Raw genomic sequence first — 23,981 nt, forward strand, 5'->3', positions numbered from 1 at the left:
CTAATTTAAATGTTTATCTTTGTACAACAATAAAAAACTATGATTTTATCAATGACGGGATTCGGCAGAGCCGAAGGTGTTTTTGAAGGAAAAAAGATTTCAATAGATATTAAATCTCTGAACAGCAAAAGTTTCGATTTGAATATCAAAGTCCCTTTACGTTATAAAGAGAAAGAATTTGAGATCAGAAAAATCCTTAATGACAGAATTATCCGTGGAAAGGTAGATTGCTACATTAATTTGGAGAACCTTGAAGAGACTAACGATGTGAAGATCAACAGAAGCCTGATTGATTCTTATATCAGTGAACTTCGTAACATTGCTTCTGACGGTCCAGACTTTGAATACCTGAAAATGGCGGTAAGGCTTCCTGATGCCATCACTTCAAGACCTGATGAGCTTACGGAAGGTGAATGGGAGGCTTTGGCCAAGATCGTTCATGCAGCTGTGGACCGTTTCATGGAATTCAGAAAGACAGAGGGAACTATTTTACATGAAGAACTCGAGAGAAACATCCAGAATATTGATAAATATCTTTCTGAAGTAATTCCTTTTGAAGAGGAAAGAATCACTGCTGTAAAAGAGCGCTATCAGAAATCTTTAAAGGAATTCGAAAATGTGGATGAAACACGTTTCTACCAGGAAATGGCTTATTTCACGGAGAAACTTGATATTGCAGAAGAAAAAGTAAGACTGACCCAGCATTTGAAATACTACAAAGAAGTAATGGATAATGAAGATTTCAACGGGAAAAAGCTTGGCTTTATTTCTCAGGAGATCGGAAGGGAAATCAATACTTTAGGCTCAAAGGCCAATCATGCAGAGATCCAGAAGCTGGTGGTCATGATGAAAGATGATTTGGAAAAAATAAAAGAACAGACGTTAAACGTATTATAGACCATAGACCTATAGACAAGAGATCAGAGAGTTTATTCTTATATCTCTAATCTAAAAATCTCTAATTTAAATGAATAAAGTTATCATATTTTCAGCACCGTCTGGAAGCGGAAAAACTACATTAGTAAAGCATTCTCTGGAAACATTTCCGGAACTGGCATTCTCCATATCATGCACCACAAGACAGCCAAGAGGAAGTGAAGCCCATGCTGTGGATTATCATTTTTTGAGCCCTGATGAATTCAGACAGAAAATAGCGGAAGATGCTTTTGTAGAATATGAAGAAGTGTATACTGACAAATATTACGGTACTTTAAAATCTGAAGTGGAAAAAATCTGGGATCAGGGGAAAGTAGTTATTTTTGATGTAGATGTAAAAGGAGGAATTTCTTTAAAAAAATATTTTGGAGAGAAAGCCCTGTCTATTTTCATTGAACCGCCTTCCATAGAAGAATTGGAACGAAGATTGATCTCCAGAAACACGGACGATGCAGAAACCATCAGAACCCGCGTAGCAAAGGCAGGCGAAGAAATGACCTTTGCAAAAGAGTTTGACAGGATCGTCATTAATACCGATCTTGACGTAGCAAAAAGAGAAATAGAAAGTTTAATAAAAAAATTTATAGAAAGAAACTAGAAATTAGAAGTTAGAGTTGTACTGTTATAACTATTTTTAAGTTGCACTTAACCCTAACTTCTATTTTCTAATCTCTAACTTCTATAATTAAAAAATTGAGGTTGATATGAGTACCGAAACATTAGAAAAAGCTAAATCTGCGATTCCTGTAAGAGGATTCCTGGATATAAAAGACATAGCGATCCCTCAAGGAGAAGAATTGGTGAAAGCTATTCTGAAACTTAAAGAAGAAAAAAACGCGGTGATCCTTGCCCATTATTATCAGCCTGGAGAAATTCAGGATATCGCTGATTTCCTGGGAGACTCTCTGCAGCTGGCAAGACAGGCTAAAGATACCAGTGCAGACATGATCGTATTCTGCGGGGTACACTTCATGGCGGAAGCCGCTAAAATTCTGAATCCGACTAAAAAAGTAGTTCTCCCTGATACGATGGCCGGATGTTCTCTGGCAGACGGATGCTCAGGAGAAGGACTGAGAAAAATGCGCGAACAGCATCCTAATGCTCTTATCGCCACTTACATCAACTGCAACGCAGAAACTAAAGCAGAAAGTGATATCATCGTCACCAGCTCAAATGCTGAAACTGTGATTGAAGCCCTGCCAAAAGACCGACCTATCATTTTTGCTCCGGATAAAAACCTGGGAAGATATTTATCTAAAAAAACCGGTCGTGATATGATTCTATGGGATGGAAGCTGCATCGTACACGAAGCATTTTCTATGGAAAGAATTGCCCAGCAGATGGCAGACAATCCTGATGCGAAGTTAATTGCCCATCCTGAAAGTGAAGAAGCCGTTTTAAAATTGGCTCATTTCATCGGTTCTACTTCTGCCCTGCTGAATTTTGTAGAACAAGACGACTGTCAGAAATTCATTATCGCCACTGAGGAAGGGATTCTTCACGAAATGAGAAAACGTGCTCCGCACAAGAAACTGATTCCGGCGCTGGTTTTTGACGAAAGCTGCAACTGTTCAGAATGTTTCTATATGAAACGTAATACCATGGAAAAATTATATCTGTGTATGAAATATGAGCTTCCTGAAATCCTTATCGACGAAGAGCTTCGTTTAAGAGCTCTGAAACCAATTGAGGCAATGCTCGATCTTTCGAAAAGTATAAAATAATTTTTATATATTTAAGGTTCAAACCAAAATCTTACATATGAAAAATCTAAAAAAATTAGACAAAGTATGTCTAAAAAGCATCAATGGCGGAACATCAACAGAATGTGCAACTTATTGTAAGCCCGATGAAGTATGCATTCCGGGAGTATGTGGTAGCCCGCCAAAATGTTTAGCCACGTCTTAAAAAGTTGATGAATTAATCAATTTTAGTAATTAAAAAAAGGTTGTCTCAAAGCAAAGAGGCAGCCTTTTTAATTCCCGAAGCATTAAATACATAACAATTAGCCTTAAAAATTGGTGAAATAAAATAAAAAAAGCACTGTTTTCACAGTGCCTTATTTTTTAAATGGGTCCGAAGCAGAAATAATCTACTCTCACCCTTAATTTGCAGCATTCAGGCAAGGCATTAAAATCCTCACATGACTTTGGGTACTCCGGACCTACTCCATAAGGCCCTGGAGGGCAGTACTCAAAACAAGTGTCTCCTCCGTTAATCAGTTTCAGATTCTCTCTGTCTAATTTTTTTAGATTTTTCATATTGATTTATTTGGTTTCTAAATATAGCATTTTTAACCTCATCTATGAAATCATATTAATAAAATAAAAACTGATTTTAAATTATTACACCATGGGAGCATAGCATGTACTTCCCGGAGTTCTCCAGCAGCCCCAGGCACCGCCCCCACGGAAGCATACATAAGCAGCACCGCCACATGTCTCGATTTGAAAATCGGTAAACCCACCACTGACTTTACTTTTTTCTTCTCTTGAAAGTTTTTTTAAATTTTTCATATTAATTTTATTTTGTTAATAAATATAATGCTTTAAACATTATTGTGGAAAAAAATATCACACGATGAAGAATAAAATTTTAATTTACCACTGGCCCTATGCAGCTCATCATTACAAGATACTGCCCTTTGCAGCAATCTGTCAAAGCAGCATACTGCTGGCAGCTGCGTGTTGCTCCTGATCCCGGAGGCCCAAAAGTAGTTCCTGCAGGATAGGGACAGCCTCCTGGGCATGCTGCACCGTTTATTTTTTTCAACTGTTGTTTTGATAATTTTCTCATAATATTTTTTTTTATTATTAATAACTATTTATGTAAACATAGGAGCATAACAGATTCCCGGAGCTCTCCAGCAGCCCCATGCGCCGTTGCTGCGGTGGCAGACATAGGCAGCACCGCCACATGTATCGATTTGAAACTGGGTAATCCCACCACTGATTTTACTTTTCTCTTCGCTTGAAAGTTTTTTAATCTTTTTCATAATATTTTGAATTTACGTTTACGATAATAATTGAATTTTACACACTCTTGATATGCTTAACAAAGATGAAACTCGATACCATCAAAACAAAACCAGAATTAGCAGGTGTAGCTAAATATTAAGTAAGTGATGCATTTTGAAAGATTTCTGATCTATATAATAAAAAAGGACTGCCTATACAGACAGTCCTACAATTCTTTTCAGTAACGATTATTGAAAACATTCTGAACTAACAAAAACACAGCTTTTGCATCGGCTCGGAAGCGCATGATAGGTCTCGCATGAATAATCATATCCTCCGGAAGGTCCACCAGGGCCAAATCCACCAGTCGGACATCCACTACAGTCGGAAACTGCTCCGTTAATCTTTCCTAATTTTTCCCGAGACATTTTCTTTAAATTTTTCATAGTAATTTTATTTTGTTTTAGAATTTAAAGATATCTATTTTAAAGGAAAAGTGAAATTTCAAATCGATATATTTCTCTTAATAATGAATTAGAAAACAGATTATACAGTAAATTAATTTTGATATCATCAAATAATTTGTACATTTGTTTGGTAAAGAATGAACTTTCTAAGAAACATATCAGATATTTCTGCACCGGAATCACTTATTTCGGGACTATCTTCTGTTTCTACATTCACAACTACAACAACTACCCCTTAGCGGGGTACATTTTCACATATCATTTCCTGCACCCGTACTCTTTTTTTAAAGAGTAACCATTCGTTTTACATAACCTTAAAATTTATTAGATGAAAGTCTTAAAATTCGGCGGTACATCCGTCGCCAATGCCGGAAATATCCTTTTGGCAGAAAATATTATTAAAAAAGAATCTTTACAGAGCAGAGTAATTGTTGTAGTTTCAGCCCTTCACAGGGTTACTGACACCTTGATAAAAGCAGCTGAATATGCTTCTGTTAAAGATGAAAGCTATATTCCCATCATTAAAAATCTGGAAGAAAATCATCTGGAACTTGTCAAAGAATTGATTCCTGTTTTATCCCAAAGCTCATGGCTAAGCTTCGTTAAAAAGCATTTTAATGATATGGAAGATATCTACAGCGGAATATTTGTATTAGGTGAATTTACAGATAAGATCCGGGACAGAATTACTTCATACGGAGAATTTCTGTCTTCAAATCTTATCGTAGCCAGGTTACAGTATGAAGGCTTGGACTGTATATGGATGAATTCAGCAGAACAGATCAGAACAGACAGCAGCTTTACCAATGCAAAAGTAGATTTTAACATCACTGAAGAAAACGTAAAGAATTTTGCAGCCGGTCATAAAAACCAGATCATCGTTGCACCCGGCTTTATTGCCAAAGATCAAAACGGGAATGCCACTACATTAGGTAGAGGCGGCTCAGATTACACGGCGGCCATTATTGCAGCAGCTGTTTCTGCTGAAGAACTTCAGATCTGGACCGATGTAAACGGAATGATGACTGCAGATCCAAGACTGGCTTCCAATGCTAAACCTATTCCTGAAATTTCTTATCATGAAGCCATGGAACTTTCCCATTTTGGAGCCAAGGTTCTGTATCCGCCATCCATACAACCTGTTATGGCAAAAAATATTGACCTTAAGATTAAAAATACTTTTGATCCGGAATCACGTGGAACACTAGTTTCCCATAAATTAAACAATTCAGCTGTTGAAACACAACAGATCGCTGCAGGAGTTTCCAATATGAGCCATATTGCCCTTCTTACTCTGGAAGGCAGCGGAATGGTAGGAATTCCCGGAACTTCCGCAAAGCTTTTCCAGTGTCTCAGCCTTGAAAGGATTAATGTTATTCTTATTACCCAGGGTTCTTCAGAACATTCCATTAGCATTGCCGTCAATGAAAAAGATGTGTTTCATGCAGAAAATGTTGTGAATTCTTCTTTTGAAGATGACATAAAACTACAGAGAGTGACTCCTGTAAAAATAGAAACCGGGCTTTCAATTGTAGCGCTGGTAGGAGAAAACATGAAAAACAGAAGCGGAATCAGTGCCAAAATGTTTGGATGCCTGGGCAGTAACGGGATTAATATCAGAGCTATTGCGCAGGGATCTTCAGAAAGGAATATCAGTATTGTTATTTCAGAAAAGGACACTAGAAAAGCAGTTAATGTTCTTCATGAAGAATTTTTTGAATCCGAAATCAAACAAGTACACCTTTATCTGTGTGGAGTCGGAAATGTAGGATCAAAGCTGGTAGAACAGATCTTTGAACAAAATGAATATCTCCGGGAAAACAATTTGATTAATTTAAGAATTGCAGGGATTTCCAACAGCCGGAAAATGTTTTTTTCTGACCATGGTATCTCTGAAAGCGAATACCGTAATTGGAGTGAAAAGGGCATAGAAGCATCTATTCATGGCTTTGCAGAGGAAATCATTTCCCGGAATCTTCGGAATTCAGTATTTATTGATGTAACTGCAAGCTCCTCAGTACCGGAGATCTATGAAAACTTATTAAAAAGAAGCATCAATATTGTGGCTTGCAACAAAATTGCAGCCTCCTCAGATTTTGAAGTATATAAAAACTTAAAAAGTACTGCCCGGAATCACAACTGCAAATTCTATTTTGAAACTAATGTAGGAGCCGGACTTCCGGTTATCGGGACCATTAATGATCTCATGAAAAGTGGTGATAAAATCACGTCTATCCAGGCTGTATTAAGCGGAACGCTGAATTTCGTATTTAACAATTATGACGGAAGCAGAACATTTTCAGAAGTGGTTGCCCAGGCTCAGAAAGAAGGTTTTACTGAACCGGATCCACGGCTGGATCTGACCGGAACTGATGTAGCCCGAAAGATTTTAATTCTGGCCAGAGAAGCTGGATATCCTCTTCAGTTTGAAGATATAGAAAATGAAAGTTTTCTGCCTGAAGAATGTCTCCATGGCAGTGTAGAAAAATTCTATGAGAAGCTTACTGAATACGAAAGTCATTTTAAAAATTTAGTCAGTGAGGCACAAAAAAATGGCAAGATCCTGAAATATACTGCTGAATTTAAAGATGGTAAAGCTCAGGTCGGTCTTCAGCATGTTGCTCCGGACAGCGATCTGTATCATCTGTACGGCAAAGATAATATTGTCATCTTCAAAACTTTAAGATATTCCGAGCAGCCACTTGTTGTAAAAGGAGCCGGTGCAGGAGCTGAAGTAACTGCCAGCGGTGTTTTTGCAGATATTATACGGTCAGTTTAAAATAAATAATATGAAAAAAATAAAAATAAAAGTTCCGGCTACTGTTGCCAATCTTGTTTGCGGATTTGATATCCTGGGAATGGCTATCCATGAGCCTTATGACGAAATGGAATTTAAATTACTGGACAGTCCTGAGGTCATTATCAGACACGAAGATCATTTTGGGCTTCCACAAGATCCGTCGAAAAATGTAGCGGGTGTTGTTCTCCAAAATATCATGGAGCATCTGAAGCTGACAAAAGGTTTTGAAGTAACGATTCGTAAACATATAAAGCCGGGCAGCGGGCTCGGATCCAGTGCGGCAAGTGCCGCCGGAGCCGCTTTTGGAGCCAATGCTTTATTAGGAAATATTTTATCCCGTGAAGAAATGATTTACTTTGCCATGTTCGGTGAAGAGCTTGCTTCCGGAGTACGCCATGCTGATAATATTGCTCCATGTATTTATGGAGGAATCACTTTGGTGAAATCTTCCTCTCCTATTGATATTATTCCGTTGAGTACTCCCAATCTGTTTGTCGCTGCAGTACATCCGCAGGTCGAGGTTAAAACTTCTGATGCACGACAGATTCTAAAGAAAAATATCTTATTGAAAGACGCTGTTGAACAGTGGGGAAACATCGCAGGACTGGTAACCGGAATCCTTAAAAATGATATTTCTCTTATCGGACGAAGCTTGAACGATATCATTGTAGAACCTGTCAGGAGCATTCTGATTCCGAAGTTTGATGAGATTAAGACAAGAAGTTTGGAGGCAGGCGCTCTTGGAGGCGGTATTTCAGGTTCAGGACCTTCAATTTTTATGTTGGCAGAAAAAAAAGAAACAGCAGAAAAGATTGCCCGGCTGATGAAATCTGTATACGATGAAATTGAAATCGAGAGCCTTGTGTATGTATCAAAAATAAATCCTTCAGGAATTGAGATTGTTGAAGAAGATCATGATGATAACCAAATAAATTAAAAACAATGAATTATTATAATTTAAAAGACAAGCAGGAAACCGTTAATTTCAAAACAGCCGCTATAAAAAGTCAGGGCAGCCAAAAAGGACTGTTTTTCCCTGAAAAGATTCCTCAGTTTGATAAAGAGTTCATTCAGAATCTGCATCTGTATTCCAACGAAGAAATTGCTTTCAGATGCATGAAAGATTTTGTGGGGGATGAAATTCCTTCAGAGGTATTAAAGAAAATTGCTGCAGAAACGGTCAGCTTTGAGATTCCTTTGAAAAAAATCAATGAGCGGATATCCATTCTGGAGCTTTTTCATGGACCAACCTTAGCATTCAAAGATGTGGGAGCCAGGTTTATGAGCCGCTGTCTGTCGTATTTTCTAAAAGATCAGGATAAAAAAGTAACGGTCCTTGTTGCCACCTCCGGCGATACCGGTGGAGCTGTTGCCCATGGATTTTATAATGTTCCGGGAATCAGTGTAGTTATTCTTTACCCAAAAAACAGAGTGAGTGCTGTTCAGGAAAAACAGCTTACAGCACTGGGAGGAAATATTTCGGCACTGGAAGTCAACGGAAATTTTGATGACTGTCAGCATCTTGTCAAGCAGGCTTTTTCAGATGAAAGTATTAACTCAGCATTGTTTTTAACGTCAGCTAATTCTATTAATATTGCAAGGTGGCTGCCTCAGCAGATCTATTATTTGTTAGCTTTAAAACAATGGAAACAACACGAAAGCCTGGATCCGGTAATGGGTGTCCCGAGTGGAAATTTCGGAAATATCTGTGCGGGACTTCTTGCTTATTTCCGCGGACTTCCTGCTGAGCATTTTATCGCTGCATGCAACAAAAATGATGTGGTTCCTGACTATCTGAAAAATCATCAGTATCGTCCTAAAAACGCTGTAGCCACTCTGTCCAACGCTATGGATGTTGGAGATCCAAGTAATTTCGCCAGAATTCTGGAACTTTTCGGGCATCAGTTTAACCATCTGAAAAATATGATTTCAGGATATTCGGTTGATGATGAATCCACACTGCAAACCATAAAAGAGGTACACGAAAAATATAAATATATCCTCGACCCTCACAGTGCAGTTGCATTTGCTGCTATGGAACAGTATCTGAATGAGCACCCCGGCAAAAAAGGATTTATATTAGGAACGGCCCACCCTGTGAAATTCCCTGAAGCAGTAGAAAAAGCAGCGCATATCACAATTGATATCCCCGAAGCACTGAATGATCTTATGAAAAAGGAGAAAAAAACTGTAGAAATAAATGCAGATTTTGAAGAATTAAAACGATTTTTGCTGAATAAAAATCAGGAACAATGAGCAAGATCTTTCTTGAAGATGTAAAAATATATGCATACCACGGTGTACTTCCCGAAGAAAATATCATCGGTACCTATTATATTGTAAATGCAGAACTGCATACGGATCTTTGGGAAGCTGCAGAAACAGATGACCTGAAAGATACGATAAGCTATGCTGATATCAATGGGATCATTCATCAGGAGATGGCCGTTAAATCCAAGTTACTGGAGCATGTGGCAGGAAGAATTATCATGAAGATTCATGAACATTTTCCCCAAATTTCTTATATTAAGCTGAAAATCACAAAAACTTCTCCCCCGATGCAGGGTGAAATGAAAGGCGCAAGTATCGAACTGGAAAGAAGCTTTAAACCTGACGATTTTTAAATTTATTTACAAAAAAACATACTGAATTGAAATCCATCAAATTATTATTTCTATTAAGCTTCGCCATGGTTTTTGGCCAGACTGCTGTTGATAATCAATCTGCTGTTTACAATTTTCCAAAAATAAGATCCAGCATTACCATGCCGGTAACGATTCCGCTTTCTGAAATCAGCAATATGATCAATGCTTCGGTAAAAGAGCTGGTATTTCAGGATGATTCTTATACGGATAATAACAATGACCAGTTTAAGGTAAAGGTGTGGAAGACCCGTCCTATCCGTCTGGTAGGAGGAACAAGCCAAAATCTTCTGATCGAGGTTCCTTTAAAAATATGGGCCGAGAAAGGGATTGGTACGCTGGGAGTATATTCATATCAGAATACAACTTTTGAAACGGTTATGTCGTTCAATACCACGATTAATTTTAACAATAACTGGACAATTTCTACCAATACACAGCCCAATGGTTTCAGATGGGTAACGAAACCAGTTCTGGATTATGGCAGAATACAGATTCCTATTACCTCGCTGGTAGAGAAAAGCCTGAAGGAACAGCAGGGAAAATTTGCCAAGACGATTGATCAGCAGATGGCTACCCAGCTGAATTTCCAACAGTACGCCGTAATGGCATGGAATGTTTTCTCGCAACCTTTTAATATTTCCGAGGAATATAATACGTGGCTGAAAATAAGCCCGGTCGGTGTGAATATCACTCCGCTGAAATTCTATGGAAACGAGATCACCACGAATATAGGAATGGATATTTATTCGGAAACGTTTACAGGAAGTAAACCTTCTGCATCACCAACGGTAAAATCAGCTACAAACTTCAATGTCATTCCTGTTTTGGCCGATAAATTTCTTCTGCAGACCACAGCAAATGTTCCTTTCTCTGAAGCAACCAATATTGCCAGAAATATGTTCATGAACAAGGAATATGATGTCAGAGGTTCCAAGGTGAAGATCAAAGACATCCGGGTTTATGGTGCCGAAGGAAGAGTGATCATTGAAGCTGAAACAGAAGGCTACGTGAAGGGGAAAGCCATTATTTCCGGGATTCCTGTATATGACGAAACGAAAAAAAAAATTGTGCTGTCCAATACAAAATTCAATCTGAGAACAGCCAATGTTCTGCAGAAAACCGCTACCCTGCTTTTTAAAGGAAAAATTGTCAAGATGATTGAAGAGGAATACGGAATTCCTACACAGGAACTGGAACTGGCCTCAAAAAAAAGTATAGAGGAAGCATTCAATAAAGAATATTATAAAGGCTTAAAAATGAACGGAAGGGTGTTCAATCTGAAGCCCGGAAGCGTCCTGTTAAACCCATCCGGCATCACTGCAGTTATTGAAACGAATGCTACTTTAAAATTAATACTTAACGGAATTTAAATTAATACAAAAAAACTAAACACAACCACATGAGAAAATACCTGGCAGTTGTCGACAGACATAAGGCCACATCCGGCAAACGCTTTCTTAATTTCTTTTTAGACAGACTTTTTATACAGGCAATTTATTATGCATTCTTTTTTTTATTTGGAATAGCATACGCGATAGTGTATGGAGAAGGGTTTTCTGCTGAAAATGAGGATCAAAGTTTTACTTTTAACCTGATCACGTTTTTTATTTATCTGGCCCTGTCTTTTTCCTATTTCTTTTTTATGGAATATTATCTGGGCAAAACTATTGCTAAATATATTACAGGAACTGAAGTAATCAGTATAGATGGAAATAAACCAACATCCCAACAGATTATTGCCCGTACATTTTCCCGTGCCGTACCTTTTGACTCTCTTTCTTTTTTAGGAAATAACGGCTGGCATGACAGCTGGAGTGATACCAGAGTAATCAACGGTAAAGACTATGTTGCTGAAAGACAATTAAAAGAGGAAATAAGCAGCATTGGAGCGAAAGAAATGATTTAAAAATTTTTGTTCATTAATTTTTTTTGCTATATTTGCACACCTCAAAAATGGTAAAAATGGTACTTTGGCCGAGTGGCTAGGCAGTGGTCTGCAACACCATCTACAGCGGTTCGAATCCGCTAGGTACCTCACATTGAACCCTATTCTATTAATTACAAATAGTTTAGGGTTTTTTGTTTTTAAATGTGTCTATTTTTGTGTCAACATAAAAATATCTTCTTTCAGGAATTACTTTGAATGTTCTATAACTTCCTTTTACTGTAGATCAAAATATTGTGAAAATCAGTTATGATAACGGAATAGTTCATGTGTATACTTTTCAATATTAAATAATGAAAAGTTTAGCAGGGATTTTAATTGGAAATGATATGAAGTAGTCAATGCTTTATCTTCCGATCCTATTAGAATATTTAACATGTATTCTATGATATCCTTTTCCAAAAGTAAGGATATTTTTGTTCCTGAAACCGCCACCAAAACTTCCAACAGCCTTTAGTACCACGTGAAGTATGATCAAAAAAAAATCCCCGAATTGCTTCGGGGATAAAAACTAATAACCATGAAAACTCAAATTAAACATGAGTTGCTTCATATATTGAAAAATCGTGCCAAAGTTGTTCTTATGCCTCCTACTTTTTTAATTTTTTTTCACTCTTATAATTCTTCATTATGTGCTATGTTAAACAGAAAAACCCAGCTAAAACCCTCATACAAAAATAATTACAACACAATAGCAAAACAATGGAAGCTTTTTACAAGTGAAGTTCAATCGTACATCATGATTAATATCATGTTTCCTCATCTGTTTTATACAGTATAGAAATAAAAAAAGGCCTCCTAATGGAGACCTCAAAAACACAAATGATGAAAAAAATTTATAATAATTTTTATAATTTAAAAGAGAAGAATTGTTATTCTAATTCTAAGTATAAAAATAATACCTTTTATTTTTTCTATTTTATGAGTTAAGTCATAAAAGATCTTTTTAAATCTATCTTCGGTTAAATTCTCATAACCAATATTCAGAGATGCAATAAACAACATCAAGCCAATGAAATGCTGTATTTAAAATTACAAAATCAACATCTATAAATATTTATAAAGAAATATTAAAAATATAAACTATTAAAATAATAAAAAAACTTTAAAAATAACATGATTTAGGTTATCTTTTTTTAATAATTTATTTTTTAGTTTTACAAAAAACTTAACTCATTAGAACGTGATAAAATTCTCTATACTTATAGCCAATTATAATAATGGCAAGTACTTTAGAGACTGCTATAATTCGTTGATAGCCCAGACCCACAAGAACTGGGAAGTTATAATTGTTGATGATGATTCTACAGATGATTCTGTGAAAATAATTGAAGCTATTATAAAAAATGATCCACGATTCAGCATCTACCATAATACATCCAATCGTGGATGCGGCTATACCAAAAGAGAATGCATGAAATATGCAAAAGGCGAACTATGTGCCTACCTTGATCCCGATGATGCCTTATACGAAGACGCATTGGAAAAAACCATACACGAATTTATCAAAGAGGATATTATAGCAGCATACTCTCAAATGATGCTTTGCAACGAAAATCTTATTCCGGATAAAGTATTTGCAGGCACAAAACAAATCTATAACAGCAGATATTTCTTCAACTGTCCTACACAGTTTGCTCATTTCTTCGCCTTCAAAAAAGAAACCTACCTGAAAACTTCCGGCATCAACCCCCATCTAAAAAGTGCTGTAGACCAGGATCTTTATTTAAAAATACTGGAACATGGCAATATAAAATACATTAGAGAACCTCTTTATTTTTACCGTCTGCACTCTAACGGTATCTCCCAGCAGACTTTTAAGCAGGGAGCAAAAGAGTCATTTGCCAGAGTGATTCACGACACTATGAAGAGAAGAGGAATCAGAATGATCAATAATAAGATAGTGCCTGAAATCTATACTAACTCACAGGAAATCTACGAGCTCCTGAACTACCAGACCCGCAAAATTTACAGGCTTATCAATAAGGTAAAAGTAACTTTAAATATATAACCGAAAGGCTTCTCAGAAATGAGAGCTTTTTTCTTTCTAGCAGTTCATTAAAACAAAAAGCTTCCGAATCAGGAAGCTTAAGAACATAAATAATAAATCCTTTGTGAGAATTATTAAAGTTGATTTAATTTAATCCATTCATTTACTCTGCCCAGGTCACAGGAATATATACAGTAACGTATCCGTCAGCATCTACCTGAGCATCTGATACAGTTCCTGTTACCGACCCGTAGCCTGTCCAGCCTCCCTGCCCCTGCATCGCAGAGAAAGTATAAGTTCCCGCGGGAATCCCTTCATAATAGGCAGGCAATGTTTGGAAACCTCCCCCATAATAGGTATCATAAACCTCACCTGTAACTGTATTTTCAGCAAGGAAACTTCCTACGTCATAACTTCCTGAAAGCGTTTTTGTTCCGTCCAAAGATATAAGACCGAATCTTACCTTATAGGTTTGCGTTTTTGAAGCTTCTTTAGAGGTTTGAGAATGAGGCTGAGACTGAATATCTGTTACCAGATCATCATTCGAAGAACACGAAACGGCAATAACTGACATCGCTACAAAAGCCATTGTTTTAAAAATTGATATTTTCATATTAAGTAATTTTGGTATTTCAAAAGTAACCAATTCATATGAATTGAATAAAAACTTTTAATTAACTTAAAATTACATCTGAAAAACATTCAGTTTTATCAGAAAATTCATCACTTTAACATTCCTTAACTAATTTTGGCTTCATAATTGAAAATACATAGAAAGTTGCTGCCGTTTTGGCTAAGACTATTTATTAAAATTTGAATTATGAGAAAGATAGTATTAGCAGGTTTTTTATCAGTCTTTTTACTGACAGCCTGCAAAAAGGATGAAAGAACAGCTGAAAAATCTCTGGAAGAGCAGAAACTTGAATTTCAGGCAAGACAGCTTGAAATAGAAAAGCAAAAGCTGGCTATCGAGAAAGAAAAAATTGTGTACGAAGCACAGAAAAAAGCAGACAGCATTGCTGAAAGTAAAAAATCACAGGCAGCTGCAGCCAATAATTCAAAGCCTCAGGTCATAAGAGAAACAAGAACAGTATATAGAGACAGAGGATCAAACTCTAATTCAGGAGGCGGAACGTATGCAGACAATGGAAATACTTCTTCTCAGGGAACAACCACCCAAAAGAAAGGATGGAGTAAAGCAGCCAAAGGAACCGCTATTGGTGCTGTAGGCGGTGCCGCAGTAGGAGCTATTGTTGCCAAGAAAAACAGAGGTCTCGGAGCCGTAATCGGAGGTGTAGTAGGTGGTGCAACCGGCTATACGATCGGTAGAGCTGGAGACAGAAGAGACGGAAGAGTTCAGCCAAGTAATTAATATTTTCACGATAACATTTAAAGATTGCTTATTTTTAGGCAATCTTTTTTTATGATTTTACTTTTACTTTCATCAGTTCTTATTCTTTCAGTACTTGCGGGCTGGGGAAAAATCATGGAAAGCTTCACCGGCTCCCCGTTTGGTGGGATTTCGGGCAATATTTTAACCGGAATTTTAGGACTCAGCCTTATATGGACTGTTCTGGCATTTTTCGTTCCTATTAATATATATGTAGAGATTCCCTTTATAGTATCCGGAGTTTTTTTCTTCTTCAAAAAGAAATTATACCAGAAAATCAATTCGTTTTCAAAGAAAGATATTCTTCTGATTGTCAGTATTTCATTGCTTATTTTATACAGCAGCTCCTTCTATCCTTATATATTGGATCATTTCGGGTATTATGTTCCCACCATCAGATGGCTCACAGAATATGGTTTGGTAAAAGGTATTTCCAATCTGGATTTTACATTGGGGCAAATGTCCGTATGGCATATTTTTCAGTCGGGATTTTCCGGATTCTCAGATCCCTTTTTAAGAATTAATGCCATTCTTCTGATCGCCTATACTTTTTATATTGTTGAGAAGAAGAGCTGGATCCAACTGTGTTTTATTCCTATCCTGTTACTTTTTTCACAGTCGCCAAGCCCCGACCTTCCTGTTATTACTTTATCATTGATTATCTTAAATGAAATCATGACAGGAAACAAAAACATCAGCCTTCTTTTTGCTTATGCCGTTTTTGTTTTTTCCATAAAACCTACTATGATATGGCTTCCGTTACTGGTATTTCTATGTTCTGTATTTGTTTTTAAACCTACTTATAAAAACTGGATTTTGGGAACTGGGATTCTTATTTTGTTCTTTATTAAAAATATATGGACATTCGGATATCCGGTATTTCCCGTAGCAATAATTGATTTTGGATTCAGCTGGAAACCCAATCCGGAAGTCTTAAAAATTTCATCACAATATGCTGTTCAGAAAACATACGATATGCAGTACAGCTACGGGGACATTCAAAAGTTCTCTTCTTATGATGCGGTCAGAAACTGGTTTACACTGGAAGGCATTAAATCAAAAATCAATATAATTTTCATTTTAAGTCTGGCTATTTTCTCTGTTTTTGCTTTCATTAAAAAGAAAAAAATCATTAGCCTGATCTGCATTTCCATATTAATAAAAAGTATACTGGTGTTGGCTTTTTCGGCACAGTACCGTTTTTTTATTGATGTATTTTTTGTAATTGCTTTTATCCTGTTAATACACTTTAGCAAAAGAAATTCACTTGCTATTTTCTCTGTAACCGGTATATTGGTGATCGGGATTTTAAGTTTTCCCAATTTCATCCGTCAGTATGTTCCGAGTTTCAGACCGGGAAACTTTATGGCCGGATTGAAAAAAGAACAGCTGTATAAGCCTTCAACTTATCATTACAATAAATTTGAAACTTTCAAAACTGGGAATTTAAAATTCAATGTATCAAAGAATTATCCTTTTAATTTTGACACGCCCATTCCTGCCATCTCTGCAGGCTACATTTTTGATGATGCAAAAGCAGGAATCTTCCCTCAATATATTGACGGAAAAAACATCAGAAAAGGATTCTTCTGGAAAAAACTCACACCGGAGGAAGAAAAAGAAGTACAGGACATTATCCATACTATCAAAAACACTGATAAATAGAACAAATCCAGAAACTTTATTATCTGAAGAAAAATAGGTAATTTTGTATCATGTTCAATACATTAGGTAATCTTCTTAGTCTTACAACATTTGGAGAAAGTCACGGCGTGGCTTACGGCGGTATCATCAATAATTTTCCGGCAGGTTTAACGGTCGATTTCGATAAAATTCAATATGAATTGGATCGTAGAAAGCCAGGTCAGTCTGCGATTGTCACTCAAAGGAAAGAAAGTGACACGGTAAAGTTCCTTTCCGGGATCTTTGAAGGAAAAACAACGGGTACCCCAATCGGCTTTATTATAGAAAATGAAAATCAGAAGTCTAAGGACTATGATCATATCGCAGATTCATACCGTCCGAGTCATGCAGATTTCACGTATGACCAGAAATTTGGCATCAGAGACTATCGCGGCGGCGGAAAATCTTCGGCAAGGGAAACCATCAACTGGGTTGTTGCAGGAGCATTGGCAAAACAGCTTTTATCCGGCATCGAGATTAATGCCTATGTTTCTTCGGTGGGCGATATTTTCTGTGAAAAGCCTTATCAGGCTTTAGACTTTTCAAAAACGGAAAGTAATGATGTACGTTGCCCGGATGCCGAAACGGCTGAGAAAATGATCGAAAGAATTAAAGAGATCAAGAAAGAAGGCAACACCATCGGTGGAACTGTTACCTGCGTTATCAAAAACGTTCCTGTAGGAATTGGAGAGCCTATCTTTTCCAAACTTCAGGCCGAGTTGGGCAAAGCCATGCTGAATATCAATGCCTGCAAAGGATTTGAATATGGAAGTGGCTTCTGCGGTGCTAAAATGACAGGAAAAGAGCACAACGATGCTTTCAATACAGATTTCACCACAAAATCCAATCTTTCGGGAGGAATCCAGGGAGGAATTTCCAATGGAATGGATATTTATTTCCGTGCTGCATTCAAGCCGGTTGCAACTATTCTGAGACCTCAGGACAGCGTAGATAAATATGGAAATCCGGCAGTAGTCGAAGGAAAAGGACGTCATGATCCATGTGTAGTGCCCAGAGCCGTTCCTGTTGTGGAAAGCCTGGCTGCATTTGTACTGGCTGACCTGTTTTTAATCAACAAAACAAGAAACATCAATAATTTTTAACATAAAAAATATTTTTGATCATGAAGAATTACTGGGATCAGGGAATTTCTTTTGAAGAATATGTCCGCATCGGAAAAGAAAGATTGGAAAACCCTTCCAGTCAGCAGGAAACCGAATATAAGCAATACTATGAGCTAGGATTGCAGAGAATGGACAGAACATTAAAAAAATATGTTCCGGATGAAGAACAGTTAAAAGAATTGGCTTCTAAGAATTTTGACGGAAAAATCCTGATTATTTCAGAAGCATGGTGTGGCGATGCCAGCGCTACGGTGCCAGCTCTTGTTACTTTCTTTAAAGGACACAATGAAGTGAGGATTTTCCTTAGAGACCGTGATAAAAGCCTGATCAATCAATACCTGACTAACGGTACAGAATCTATCCCAAAAGTAATCATCCTGGATAAAGATTTTAATGTAAAAAATTCATGGGGACCACGTCCGAAATACGGATATGAATTATTAATGAAACATAAAGCAGACCCTGAAGCTTATCCAAAAGATAATTTCTATAACGACCTGCAGCTGTATTATGCTAAAAACAGAGGCAAGGATGCAGTCCAGGAGATTTTGGAACTATTATAATATAAATTGAATTCCATCGGTAAAAAATAACAGTAAAGATCATCACATGAAAAAGAATATCATTTATCTTGTCCTTATCATCATTATCGGTGTCATAGCTTTTGTTCCGGGAGTAAAGGAATACCTGAGAGATCAGTTCTTCCCGATCGCCACGATTGAAAATGCCGTACATGTAAGTGAAGAAGATTATGACATTGAGCTGAAAGGAATCAATGTACCAAGTACCAATCTTAAAACTTTTAAAAATAAGCCTGTTTTCCTTAATTTTTGGGGAACATGGTGCCCGCCATGCAGAAAAGAATGGCCCAGCATTCAGAAATTATATGATTCCAGAAAAGGAAATGTAGATTTTATTCTTATTGCTATGAACGACAAGGAAGAGGATGTCAGAAAGTTTTTAAAAGAGAATAATTATTCCGTTCCTGTTTATATTGCACAAAGCCCTATTTCCGAAAAAATTCTTCCGAAAGTATTCCCTACCACTTTTCTTATTGACCAGCACGGAAGAATCATTATTAAGGAGGATGCTTCAAGAGATTGGAACACAGAGACTGTGCATCAGTTTATTGACAACATCATCAAGTAATTATTTTAACTAAATTTTATAATTTATTGGTATAGAATTTGCGAAATTTACTACGTTGAAAAATTTATTAAACTAAACACAAAATGAAATATTCAAAATTGAATCTTGCAAAAGAAGCGATCAGCCATAAAGGCTTCGTAAAAAAAATTCCTGATATTTTCAGGATGGTCAAATTATGGAGAAAGGGAGAATATCCGATGAGATCCATGGATATTATTCTTCCTCTTCTGGGACTTTTATATGTAATTTCCCCTATTGATATACTTCCTGAATTTGCCGTTCCTGTTTTAGGAGTTATGGATGATCTGGCAGTATTGTCACTTACAATTCCAAAACTGATCAAAGAAGTGGATAAATTTTTGCTGTGGGAAGCAGAACAGAGGCTGAATGGCACTAAAATTATTGATGCAGAAATTGTAAAATAATAATTTACAGAAAATATTCTTTAAACCATCCTGAACATTTCAGGGTGGTTTTTTATTGACAAATGGTTGATAAATTTTTAAGCCTTGTTTCAAATCATTAAATTTGCAGTATCTAATAAAAAATAATGGAAAGTAAAAAAGAATTTTTCTTAGAGTGCTACAAGCTGGGCATCATCAAATTCGGAAGGTTTACCTTAAAAAGCGGTATTGAAAGTCCGTTTTATGTAGACCTGAGACCTTTGGCTTCAGACCCTAAAATCTTAAAGAATCTGGCTAATTATTTACTGGAAATGCTTCCACTGGATAATTTTGATTTAATCTGCGGAGTGCCTTATGCAGCGCTTCCGATGGCTACTGCGATGTCTTTGGAAAGTTATATTCCATTAATTATTAAAAGAAAAGAAGCCAAGAGCTACGGAACTAAAAAGTTGATCGAGGGAATTTACCAGAAAGGCCAGAACTGTCTTTTGGTAGAAGATGTGATCACTTCCGGAAAATCTCTTGTAGAAACTATTGCAGAGGTAGAGCAGGAAGACCTTAAAGTAGCTGATATTGTTGTGGTTCTAGACAGAGAGCAGGGCGGGAAACAGTTACTGGAAAGTAAAGGCTACAGGGTTCATACTCTTTTCAATATTTCAGAAGTTTGCGCTATTCTTCAGGAAAACGGAGAACTGTCTGATGAAGAAGTAAAAAGAATCCAGGATTTTCTTCAGGGTAACCATATTCAGTTTGAAGAAAAAACGAGAAGTTCTTACGAACAGAAATTAGAGCATGCACAACATTCGGTTTCTAAAAAATTGCTGGAAACTGCTTTGGCAAAAAAATCAAACCTGATTGCCTCTGCAGACGTTACCACGACACAGGAGCTTCTTGATCTTGCTGAAAAAGTAGGGCCTCATGTTATTGCATTAAAAACACATATTGATATCATTTCAGATTTTGAATATGAAAAAACAATTGTTCCTTTAAAGGCATTGGCTGAAAAACATCAGTTTTTATTGATGGAGGACAGAAAGTTTGCAGATATTGGTAATACCCAGGAACTGCAGTTCACCAGCGGCGTCTTTAAAATTACAGACTGGGCAGATTTCGTTACTTCACAGGTAATTGGTGGGTTTGAATCTCTGGACTGCTTCAGAAACGTAGGCGTTGTTGCTATTGTAGGAATGTCTTCCAAAGGAGCCCTGACTACAGCAAGCTACCGTGAAGAAGCTCTGAAAGTAGCCTTATCACATCCAAATGTAATCGGAGGAGTATCACAGAACCAGATTCCGGAAGAGCTATTGCTTTTCACTCCTGGTGTTAATCTTGCAGATTCAGGAGACGGAAAAGGACAGCAGTACAATACTCCTGAACATGTTTTCAAAATGCTTCACTCCGACTTCATTATCGTAGGAAGAGGAATTTATCAATCTGAAGATCCTGAAACCGCTGCTGTTACCTATAAGAATGAGGGCTGGAATGCGTATGTTAATTCTTTGCAAAAAAACATCGTTCAGGGCTAAAATCCTACTGGATATATTCAAAATAAGTTTATATTTGGGCTTTATCACAGGATTTTGAAAAAGATTACGACATGCCTTGTTTTGTTTTGGGGAATTGTACAGGTTTCTGGACAAAAAGACAGCATATACATTGAAGCTAAACTATCTGCGGACAGAAAAACGCTGGAGGTTAATCAGGAAATTGTATATTACAATCACTCCGGCAAAGACCTGCAGTCCGTAAAGCTTCTCAATTGGGTTTCTGCTTATAAGAAAAAAGGAACATCACTGGTATACAGAAAACTGGAAGACAGGAACAGTGACCTTCATTTTGCTAAAAATGATCAGCTGGGTACACTTCTGGACCTGCAAATTAAAAATTCAGCGCAGCCTGTTGCCGTGAATTCCACATCAGATGAGAATCTTTTTCTCCCCCTGAAGGAGGCTTTGAAACCCGGTGAAAGCATAAAATTACAGCTTCAGTACAGAATGCACCTCCCCGATAAGAAATTTACAGGCTACGGTACATCTGATAAACTCACTGCATTAAAATATTTCTTTATTGTTCCGGATCATTTTGATCCGGACAATATTTCCAAAAGAAACTACCACGATATTGAAGAATCGGTAAGTTTCAATACTTTCTGGACGGTCAACTTTGATCTTCCTCCTAACAGTTTCATCGAAAGTAATCTGCCGCAGATTCAGATGAATACATTTAAAGGTTATCTTGATTCTGATCCTGAATTTGTAATCTCACAGAACGGGCTTCCTTCCATAAAAATAAATGTAGATGGATCTGATACTGAAATCAAATTCGGATATAATCTGAAACCGGAAGAAAAACAGAATCTTGAATTTTACCTGCCTTTGCACTTGAAGTTCATAAAAGAAAAAATAGGCTTTCTTCCAAAAAATCTTTTTATTTCGGAAAAATTCAAAACTTCGGAAGATTTTTTCGGAAGTAATGATATCGCTTTCTGGAAATTCAGATTTCAGCTATTCACGGAGTCAGAGAAGACAGATCTTGATTATTTTGGCATCATTGCAAAAAAAATACTTGACGAAAGTATTATTGCAGATAAGCAGAAAAACCACTGGTTTAAAAACGGTTTAAAATCATATCTTGAAATCCAGTATCTTCAAAAGTTCTACAAAGATACCAAGTTATTGGGGACTTTGCCGGAGACGCGTATTTTTGGAGTAAAGCCATTAAAACTGTTCCACGCGTCTAAAGTAAAATTGATCGACCGTTACGGACTGGCTTATCAATATATCATGTCTCAGAATCTGGACCAGAAGATCAGCGAAAACTTTACGGTTTTGAGCAACTTTAATGACATGGCAATCAGCAGTTTCGAAACGGGAAGCCTTTTTAATTATACTGCCGAAAAAGTGGGTTATGATCAGTTCAACAGTGTTCTGAAAGATTATATTTCCAAAAATACAGACAAGAAAATTGAGCCGGAGGAATTCCTTAAAGAACTGGCTGAAAAAGATAAAACATCAGACTATCTCGCCAATTTTTTAAAACAAAAGAACAGAGCTAATTTCAGACTGAAAAATATCAGGAAGCAGGAAGATTCTTTGACTATCAAAATTGGTAAAAATATGGATTCTCCCATTCCGGTACGGCTTGAAACGCAGACCAGTGAAGGCGAGGTAAAATCTTATTGGATAGAAACAAAAGAAAACGAAAGAATCACCAATTTCGCTCTTCCTGCCTCAGAAGATATTCATAAAGTAACTCTAAATTCGGATTACATTTTCCCAGAATCTAAATACCGGGATAATTTTTTATACGCAAAAGGTTTGTTTTCAAATGCTAAAAAAATAAAATTTAAGCTTATCAAGGATATTCCAAATCCTGAATACAACGAAATATACGTCACCCCAAGGGTACGTTTTAATAATACGTATGATAAATTCCTTTTGGGTGTTAACTTAAAAAATCAGTCTTTCTTCGATCAGAAGTTTCTGTATTCATTTACGCCTACTTACAGTACCGGGACCGGTAAACTGACAGGATCTGGTGCTATCTCCTACTCTTTCCTCCCGGCTGAAAGTGTTTTCAGAAGTATTACTTTTGGAGTATCAGGTTCCTATTTCCATTATGATTACGGTCTGGCCTACAGAAAAGGATCAATATTTTCCAATTTCAATTTCAGAAAAAATCCCCGAAGTACGGTAAGCAGAAGTTTAGGGTTTTCTTACAATTATTTAGAAAGGGATCTCAGTCCTAAAATGATCGCCAACAAAGATTATGACAAGTATAATCTATGGAGTGCAGGCTATGGATATAGTGACAGCCAGATGATCCATGAAAAAAGTTTAAGCTTGAGCACTCAGGGCATGGAAGACTTCAATAAAATAACTGCGGAAGGATTTTACAGGTGGGAATTTGCTCCAAAACAAAAACTAAGCGTTAGATTATTTGCCGGTTATTTTATAAGAAATGAGACCCGAAATAATACGTTTAACTACGGAATATCCAGGGTATCAAACTATTCTTTCTCTTATAATCTGTTGGGGGAAAGTGCTAACAGCGGCCTTCTGTCACAACAGTTTATCCTGGCTGACGGAGGTTTTAAATCCTTTATTCCTGGATCTGTTAATCAGTGGATCACTTCTTTTAATGTAGATTCAAGTGTATGGAAAATATTTCATGTGTATGCAGATGCGGGGATCTATAAGAATAAAAACCGTCCTGCAGAGTTTATCTGGGACAGTGGCATTAAAGTAAGGCTTATCCCTGATTTTCTTGAAATTTATTTTCCTATCCAGTCCTCATTAGGCTTTGAACCTTCTTTCAAAGATTACGCAAAACGTATCAGATATACATTGGTACTTAATCTTGGTGCCGTTATCAATGCTGCGAGAAGGGGATGGTATTAAAATAAAAAAGCAACTGTAAAACAGCTGCTTCTCTTAACATGTTATATTGAAAACTAACTATTAAATCGCTATAATGACATTTACTACTCTT

At 36.9% G+C, this 23,981-nt stretch carries 25 protein-coding genes and 1 tRNA gene; 20 read left to right on the forward strand and 6 right to left on the reverse strand.

Annotation, left to right across the window (positions count from 1 at the left end; genetic code table 11):
* The first annotated feature begins 39 nt into the window (after nucleotides 1-39).
* The 4 genes from J4Q03_RS00840 (at nucleotide 40) to J4Q03_RS00855 (ending at nucleotide 2,844) form a co-directional block, all read left to right on the forward strand.
* Nucleotides 40-897 carry a YicC/YloC family endoribonuclease gene (locus J4Q03_RS00840; RefSeq protein WP_426046356.1) on the forward strand — a complete coding sequence of 286 codons (858 nt, stop codon included), beginning with the start codon at nucleotides 40-42 and terminating at the stop codon, nucleotides 895-897.
* Between the two features lie 70 nt (nucleotides 898-967).
* Nucleotides 968-1,534 (forward strand): guanylate kinase, encoded by a 567-nt coding sequence (gmk, locus tag J4Q03_RS00845; RefSeq protein WP_426046357.1) that lies wholly within the window; start codon nucleotides 968-970, stop codon nucleotides 1,532-1,534.
* Nucleotides 1,535-1,640: 106 nt separating this feature from the next.
* Nucleotides 1,641-2,660, forward strand: coding sequence for a quinolinate synthase NadA (gene nadA / locus J4Q03_RS00850; protein WP_426046358.1), 1,020 nt, complete (start codon nucleotides 1,641-1,643; stop codon nucleotides 2,658-2,660).
* A 37-nt stretch (nucleotides 2,661-2,697) separates the two neighbouring features.
* Complete coding sequence (locus J4Q03_RS00855) at nucleotides 2,698-2,844, forward strand: bacteriocin-like protein (RefSeq protein WP_306844923.1); 147 nt, start codon at nucleotides 2,698-2,700, stop codon at nucleotides 2,842-2,844.
* A 158-nt stretch (nucleotides 2,845-3,002) separates the two neighbouring features.
* Here the strand turns inward: J4Q03_RS00855 and J4Q03_RS00860 are convergent, their stop codons facing one another.
* From J4Q03_RS00860 to J4Q03_RS00880, 5 genes are all read right to left on the reverse strand, one after another.
* The gene (locus tag J4Q03_RS00860; protein WP_426046359.1) at nucleotides 3,003-3,197 is read right to left on the reverse strand and encodes a bacteriocin-like protein; all 195 of its coding nucleotides are present in this window, start codon (nucleotides 3,195-3,197) and stop codon (nucleotides 3,003-3,005) included.
* 84 nt (nucleotides 3,198-3,281) lie between these two features.
* Entirely contained in the window at nucleotides 3,282-3,452 is a 171-nt protein-coding gene (locus tag J4Q03_RS00865) for a bacteriocin-like protein (RefSeq protein ID WP_426046360.1), read from the reverse strand.
* Nucleotides 3,453-3,531: 79 nt separating this feature from the next.
* Entirely contained in the window at nucleotides 3,532-3,732 is a 201-nt protein-coding gene (locus J4Q03_RS00870) for a hypothetical protein (RefSeq protein WP_426046361.1), read from the reverse strand.
* 28 nt (nucleotides 3,733-3,760) lie between these two features.
* Nucleotides 3,761-3,931, reverse strand: a complete 171-nt coding sequence (locus J4Q03_RS00875; RefSeq protein ID WP_426046362.1) for a hypothetical protein — start codon at nucleotides 3,929-3,931, stop codon at nucleotides 3,761-3,763.
* A gap of 210 nt (nucleotides 3,932-4,141) precedes the next feature.
* The gene (locus tag J4Q03_RS00880) at nucleotides 4,142-4,339 is read right to left on the reverse strand and encodes a bacteriocin-like protein (RefSeq protein ID WP_426046363.1); all 198 of its coding nucleotides are present in this window, start codon (nucleotides 4,337-4,339) and stop codon (nucleotides 4,142-4,144) included.
* 349 nt (nucleotides 4,340-4,688) lie between these two features.
* Between J4Q03_RS00880 and thrA the strand changes: the two genes are divergently transcribed.
* From thrA to J4Q03_RS00920, 8 genes are all read left to right on the forward strand, one after another.
* A complete protein-coding gene (gene thrA, locus J4Q03_RS00885; protein WP_426046364.1) occupies nucleotides 4,689-7,139 on the forward strand; it encodes a bifunctional aspartate kinase/homoserine dehydrogenase I in 2,451 nt (816 codons plus the stop codon).
* Between the two features lie 10 nt (nucleotides 7,140-7,149).
* Nucleotides 7,150-8,097: a homoserine kinase gene (locus tag J4Q03_RS00890; RefSeq protein WP_426046365.1), complete on the forward strand. Its 948-nt coding sequence runs from the start codon at nucleotides 7,150-7,152 to the stop codon at nucleotides 8,095-8,097.
* A gap of 5 nt (nucleotides 8,098-8,102) precedes the next feature.
* Nucleotides 8,103-9,416, forward strand: a complete 1,314-nt coding sequence (gene thrC / locus J4Q03_RS00895; RefSeq protein ID WP_426046366.1) for a threonine synthase — start codon at nucleotides 8,103-8,105, stop codon at nucleotides 9,414-9,416.
* Nucleotides 9,413-9,784 carry a dihydroneopterin aldolase gene (folB, locus tag J4Q03_RS00900; RefSeq protein ID WP_426046367.1) on the forward strand — a complete coding sequence of 124 codons (372 nt, stop codon included), beginning with the start codon at nucleotides 9,413-9,415 and terminating at the stop codon, nucleotides 9,782-9,784. The genes thrC and folB overlap by 4 nt, the downstream gene beginning before the upstream one ends.
* Nucleotides 9,785-9,810: 26 nt before the next feature.
* A complete protein-coding gene (locus J4Q03_RS00905) occupies nucleotides 9,811-11,175 on the forward strand; it encodes a DUF4403 family protein (RefSeq protein ID WP_426046368.1) in 1,365 nt (454 codons plus the stop codon).
* Between the two features lie 29 nt (nucleotides 11,176-11,204).
* The gene (locus tag J4Q03_RS00910; protein ID WP_426046369.1) at nucleotides 11,205-11,711 is read left to right on the forward strand and encodes an RDD family protein; all 507 of its coding nucleotides are present in this window, start codon (nucleotides 11,205-11,207) and stop codon (nucleotides 11,709-11,711) included.
* 58 nt (nucleotides 11,712-11,769) lie between these two features.
* Nucleotides 11,770-11,840 (forward strand) — tRNA-Cys (locus J4Q03_RS00915).
* A 1,093-nt stretch (nucleotides 11,841-12,933) separates the two neighbouring features.
* Entirely contained in the window at nucleotides 12,934-13,761 is an 828-nt protein-coding gene (locus J4Q03_RS00920; RefSeq protein ID WP_426046370.1) for a glycosyltransferase family 2 protein, read from the forward strand.
* A 142-nt stretch (nucleotides 13,762-13,903) separates the two neighbouring features.
* On the opposite strand, the gene J4Q03_RS00925 is transcribed toward J4Q03_RS00920, so the two are convergent.
* Nucleotides 13,904-14,353 carry a hypothetical protein gene (locus tag J4Q03_RS00925; protein ID WP_426046371.1) on the reverse strand — a complete coding sequence of 150 codons (450 nt, stop codon included), beginning with the start codon at nucleotides 14,351-14,353 and terminating at the stop codon, nucleotides 13,904-13,906.
* A gap of 207 nt (nucleotides 14,354-14,560) precedes the next feature.
* Between J4Q03_RS00925 and J4Q03_RS00930 the strand changes: the two genes are divergently transcribed.
* From J4Q03_RS00930 to J4Q03_RS00965, 8 genes are all read left to right on the forward strand, one after another.
* Nucleotides 14,561-15,112, forward strand: a complete 552-nt coding sequence (locus J4Q03_RS00930) for a glycine zipper domain-containing protein (protein ID WP_426046372.1) — start codon at nucleotides 14,561-14,563, stop codon at nucleotides 15,110-15,112.
* A 51-nt stretch (nucleotides 15,113-15,163) separates the two neighbouring features.
* A complete protein-coding gene (locus J4Q03_RS00935) occupies nucleotides 15,164-16,795 on the forward strand; it encodes an LIC_10190 family membrane protein (protein ID WP_426046373.1) in 1,632 nt (543 codons plus the stop codon).
* A 50-nt stretch (nucleotides 16,796-16,845) separates the two neighbouring features.
* Nucleotides 16,846-17,916 carry a chorismate synthase gene (aroC, locus tag J4Q03_RS00940; protein ID WP_426046374.1) on the forward strand — a complete coding sequence of 357 codons (1,071 nt, stop codon included), beginning with the start codon at nucleotides 16,846-16,848 and terminating at the stop codon, nucleotides 17,914-17,916.
* A gap of 20 nt (nucleotides 17,917-17,936) precedes the next feature.
* Nucleotides 17,937-18,500 (forward strand): thioredoxin family protein, encoded by a 564-nt coding sequence (locus tag J4Q03_RS00945; protein WP_426046375.1) that lies wholly within the window; start codon nucleotides 17,937-17,939, stop codon nucleotides 18,498-18,500.
* A 46-nt stretch (nucleotides 18,501-18,546) separates the two neighbouring features.
* Nucleotides 18,547-19,086 (forward strand): TlpA family protein disulfide reductase, encoded by a 540-nt coding sequence (locus J4Q03_RS00950; RefSeq protein WP_426046376.1) that lies wholly within the window; start codon nucleotides 18,547-18,549, stop codon nucleotides 19,084-19,086.
* An 83-nt stretch (nucleotides 19,087-19,169) separates the two neighbouring features.
* A complete protein-coding gene (locus J4Q03_RS00955; protein WP_426046377.1) occupies nucleotides 19,170-19,511 on the forward strand; it encodes a YkvA family protein in 342 nt (113 codons plus the stop codon).
* Nucleotides 19,512-19,636: 125 nt separating this feature from the next.
* Nucleotides 19,637-21,016, forward strand: coding sequence for an orotidine-5'-phosphate decarboxylase (pyrF, locus tag J4Q03_RS00960; RefSeq protein ID WP_426046378.1), 1,380 nt, complete (start codon nucleotides 19,637-19,639; stop codon nucleotides 21,014-21,016).
* A 54-nt stretch (nucleotides 21,017-21,070) separates the two neighbouring features.
* Nucleotides 21,071-23,890 carry an aminopeptidase gene (locus J4Q03_RS00965; RefSeq protein WP_426046379.1) on the forward strand — a complete coding sequence of 940 codons (2,820 nt, stop codon included), beginning with the start codon at nucleotides 21,071-21,073 and terminating at the stop codon, nucleotides 23,888-23,890.
* Nucleotides 23,891-23,981: the final 91 nt, after the last annotated feature.

This window comes from Chryseobacterium sp. NFX27 (assembly GCF_049887855.1).
Taxonomy (GTDB): Bacteria; Bacteroidota; Bacteroidia; order Flavobacteriales; family Weeksellaceae; genus Chryseobacterium.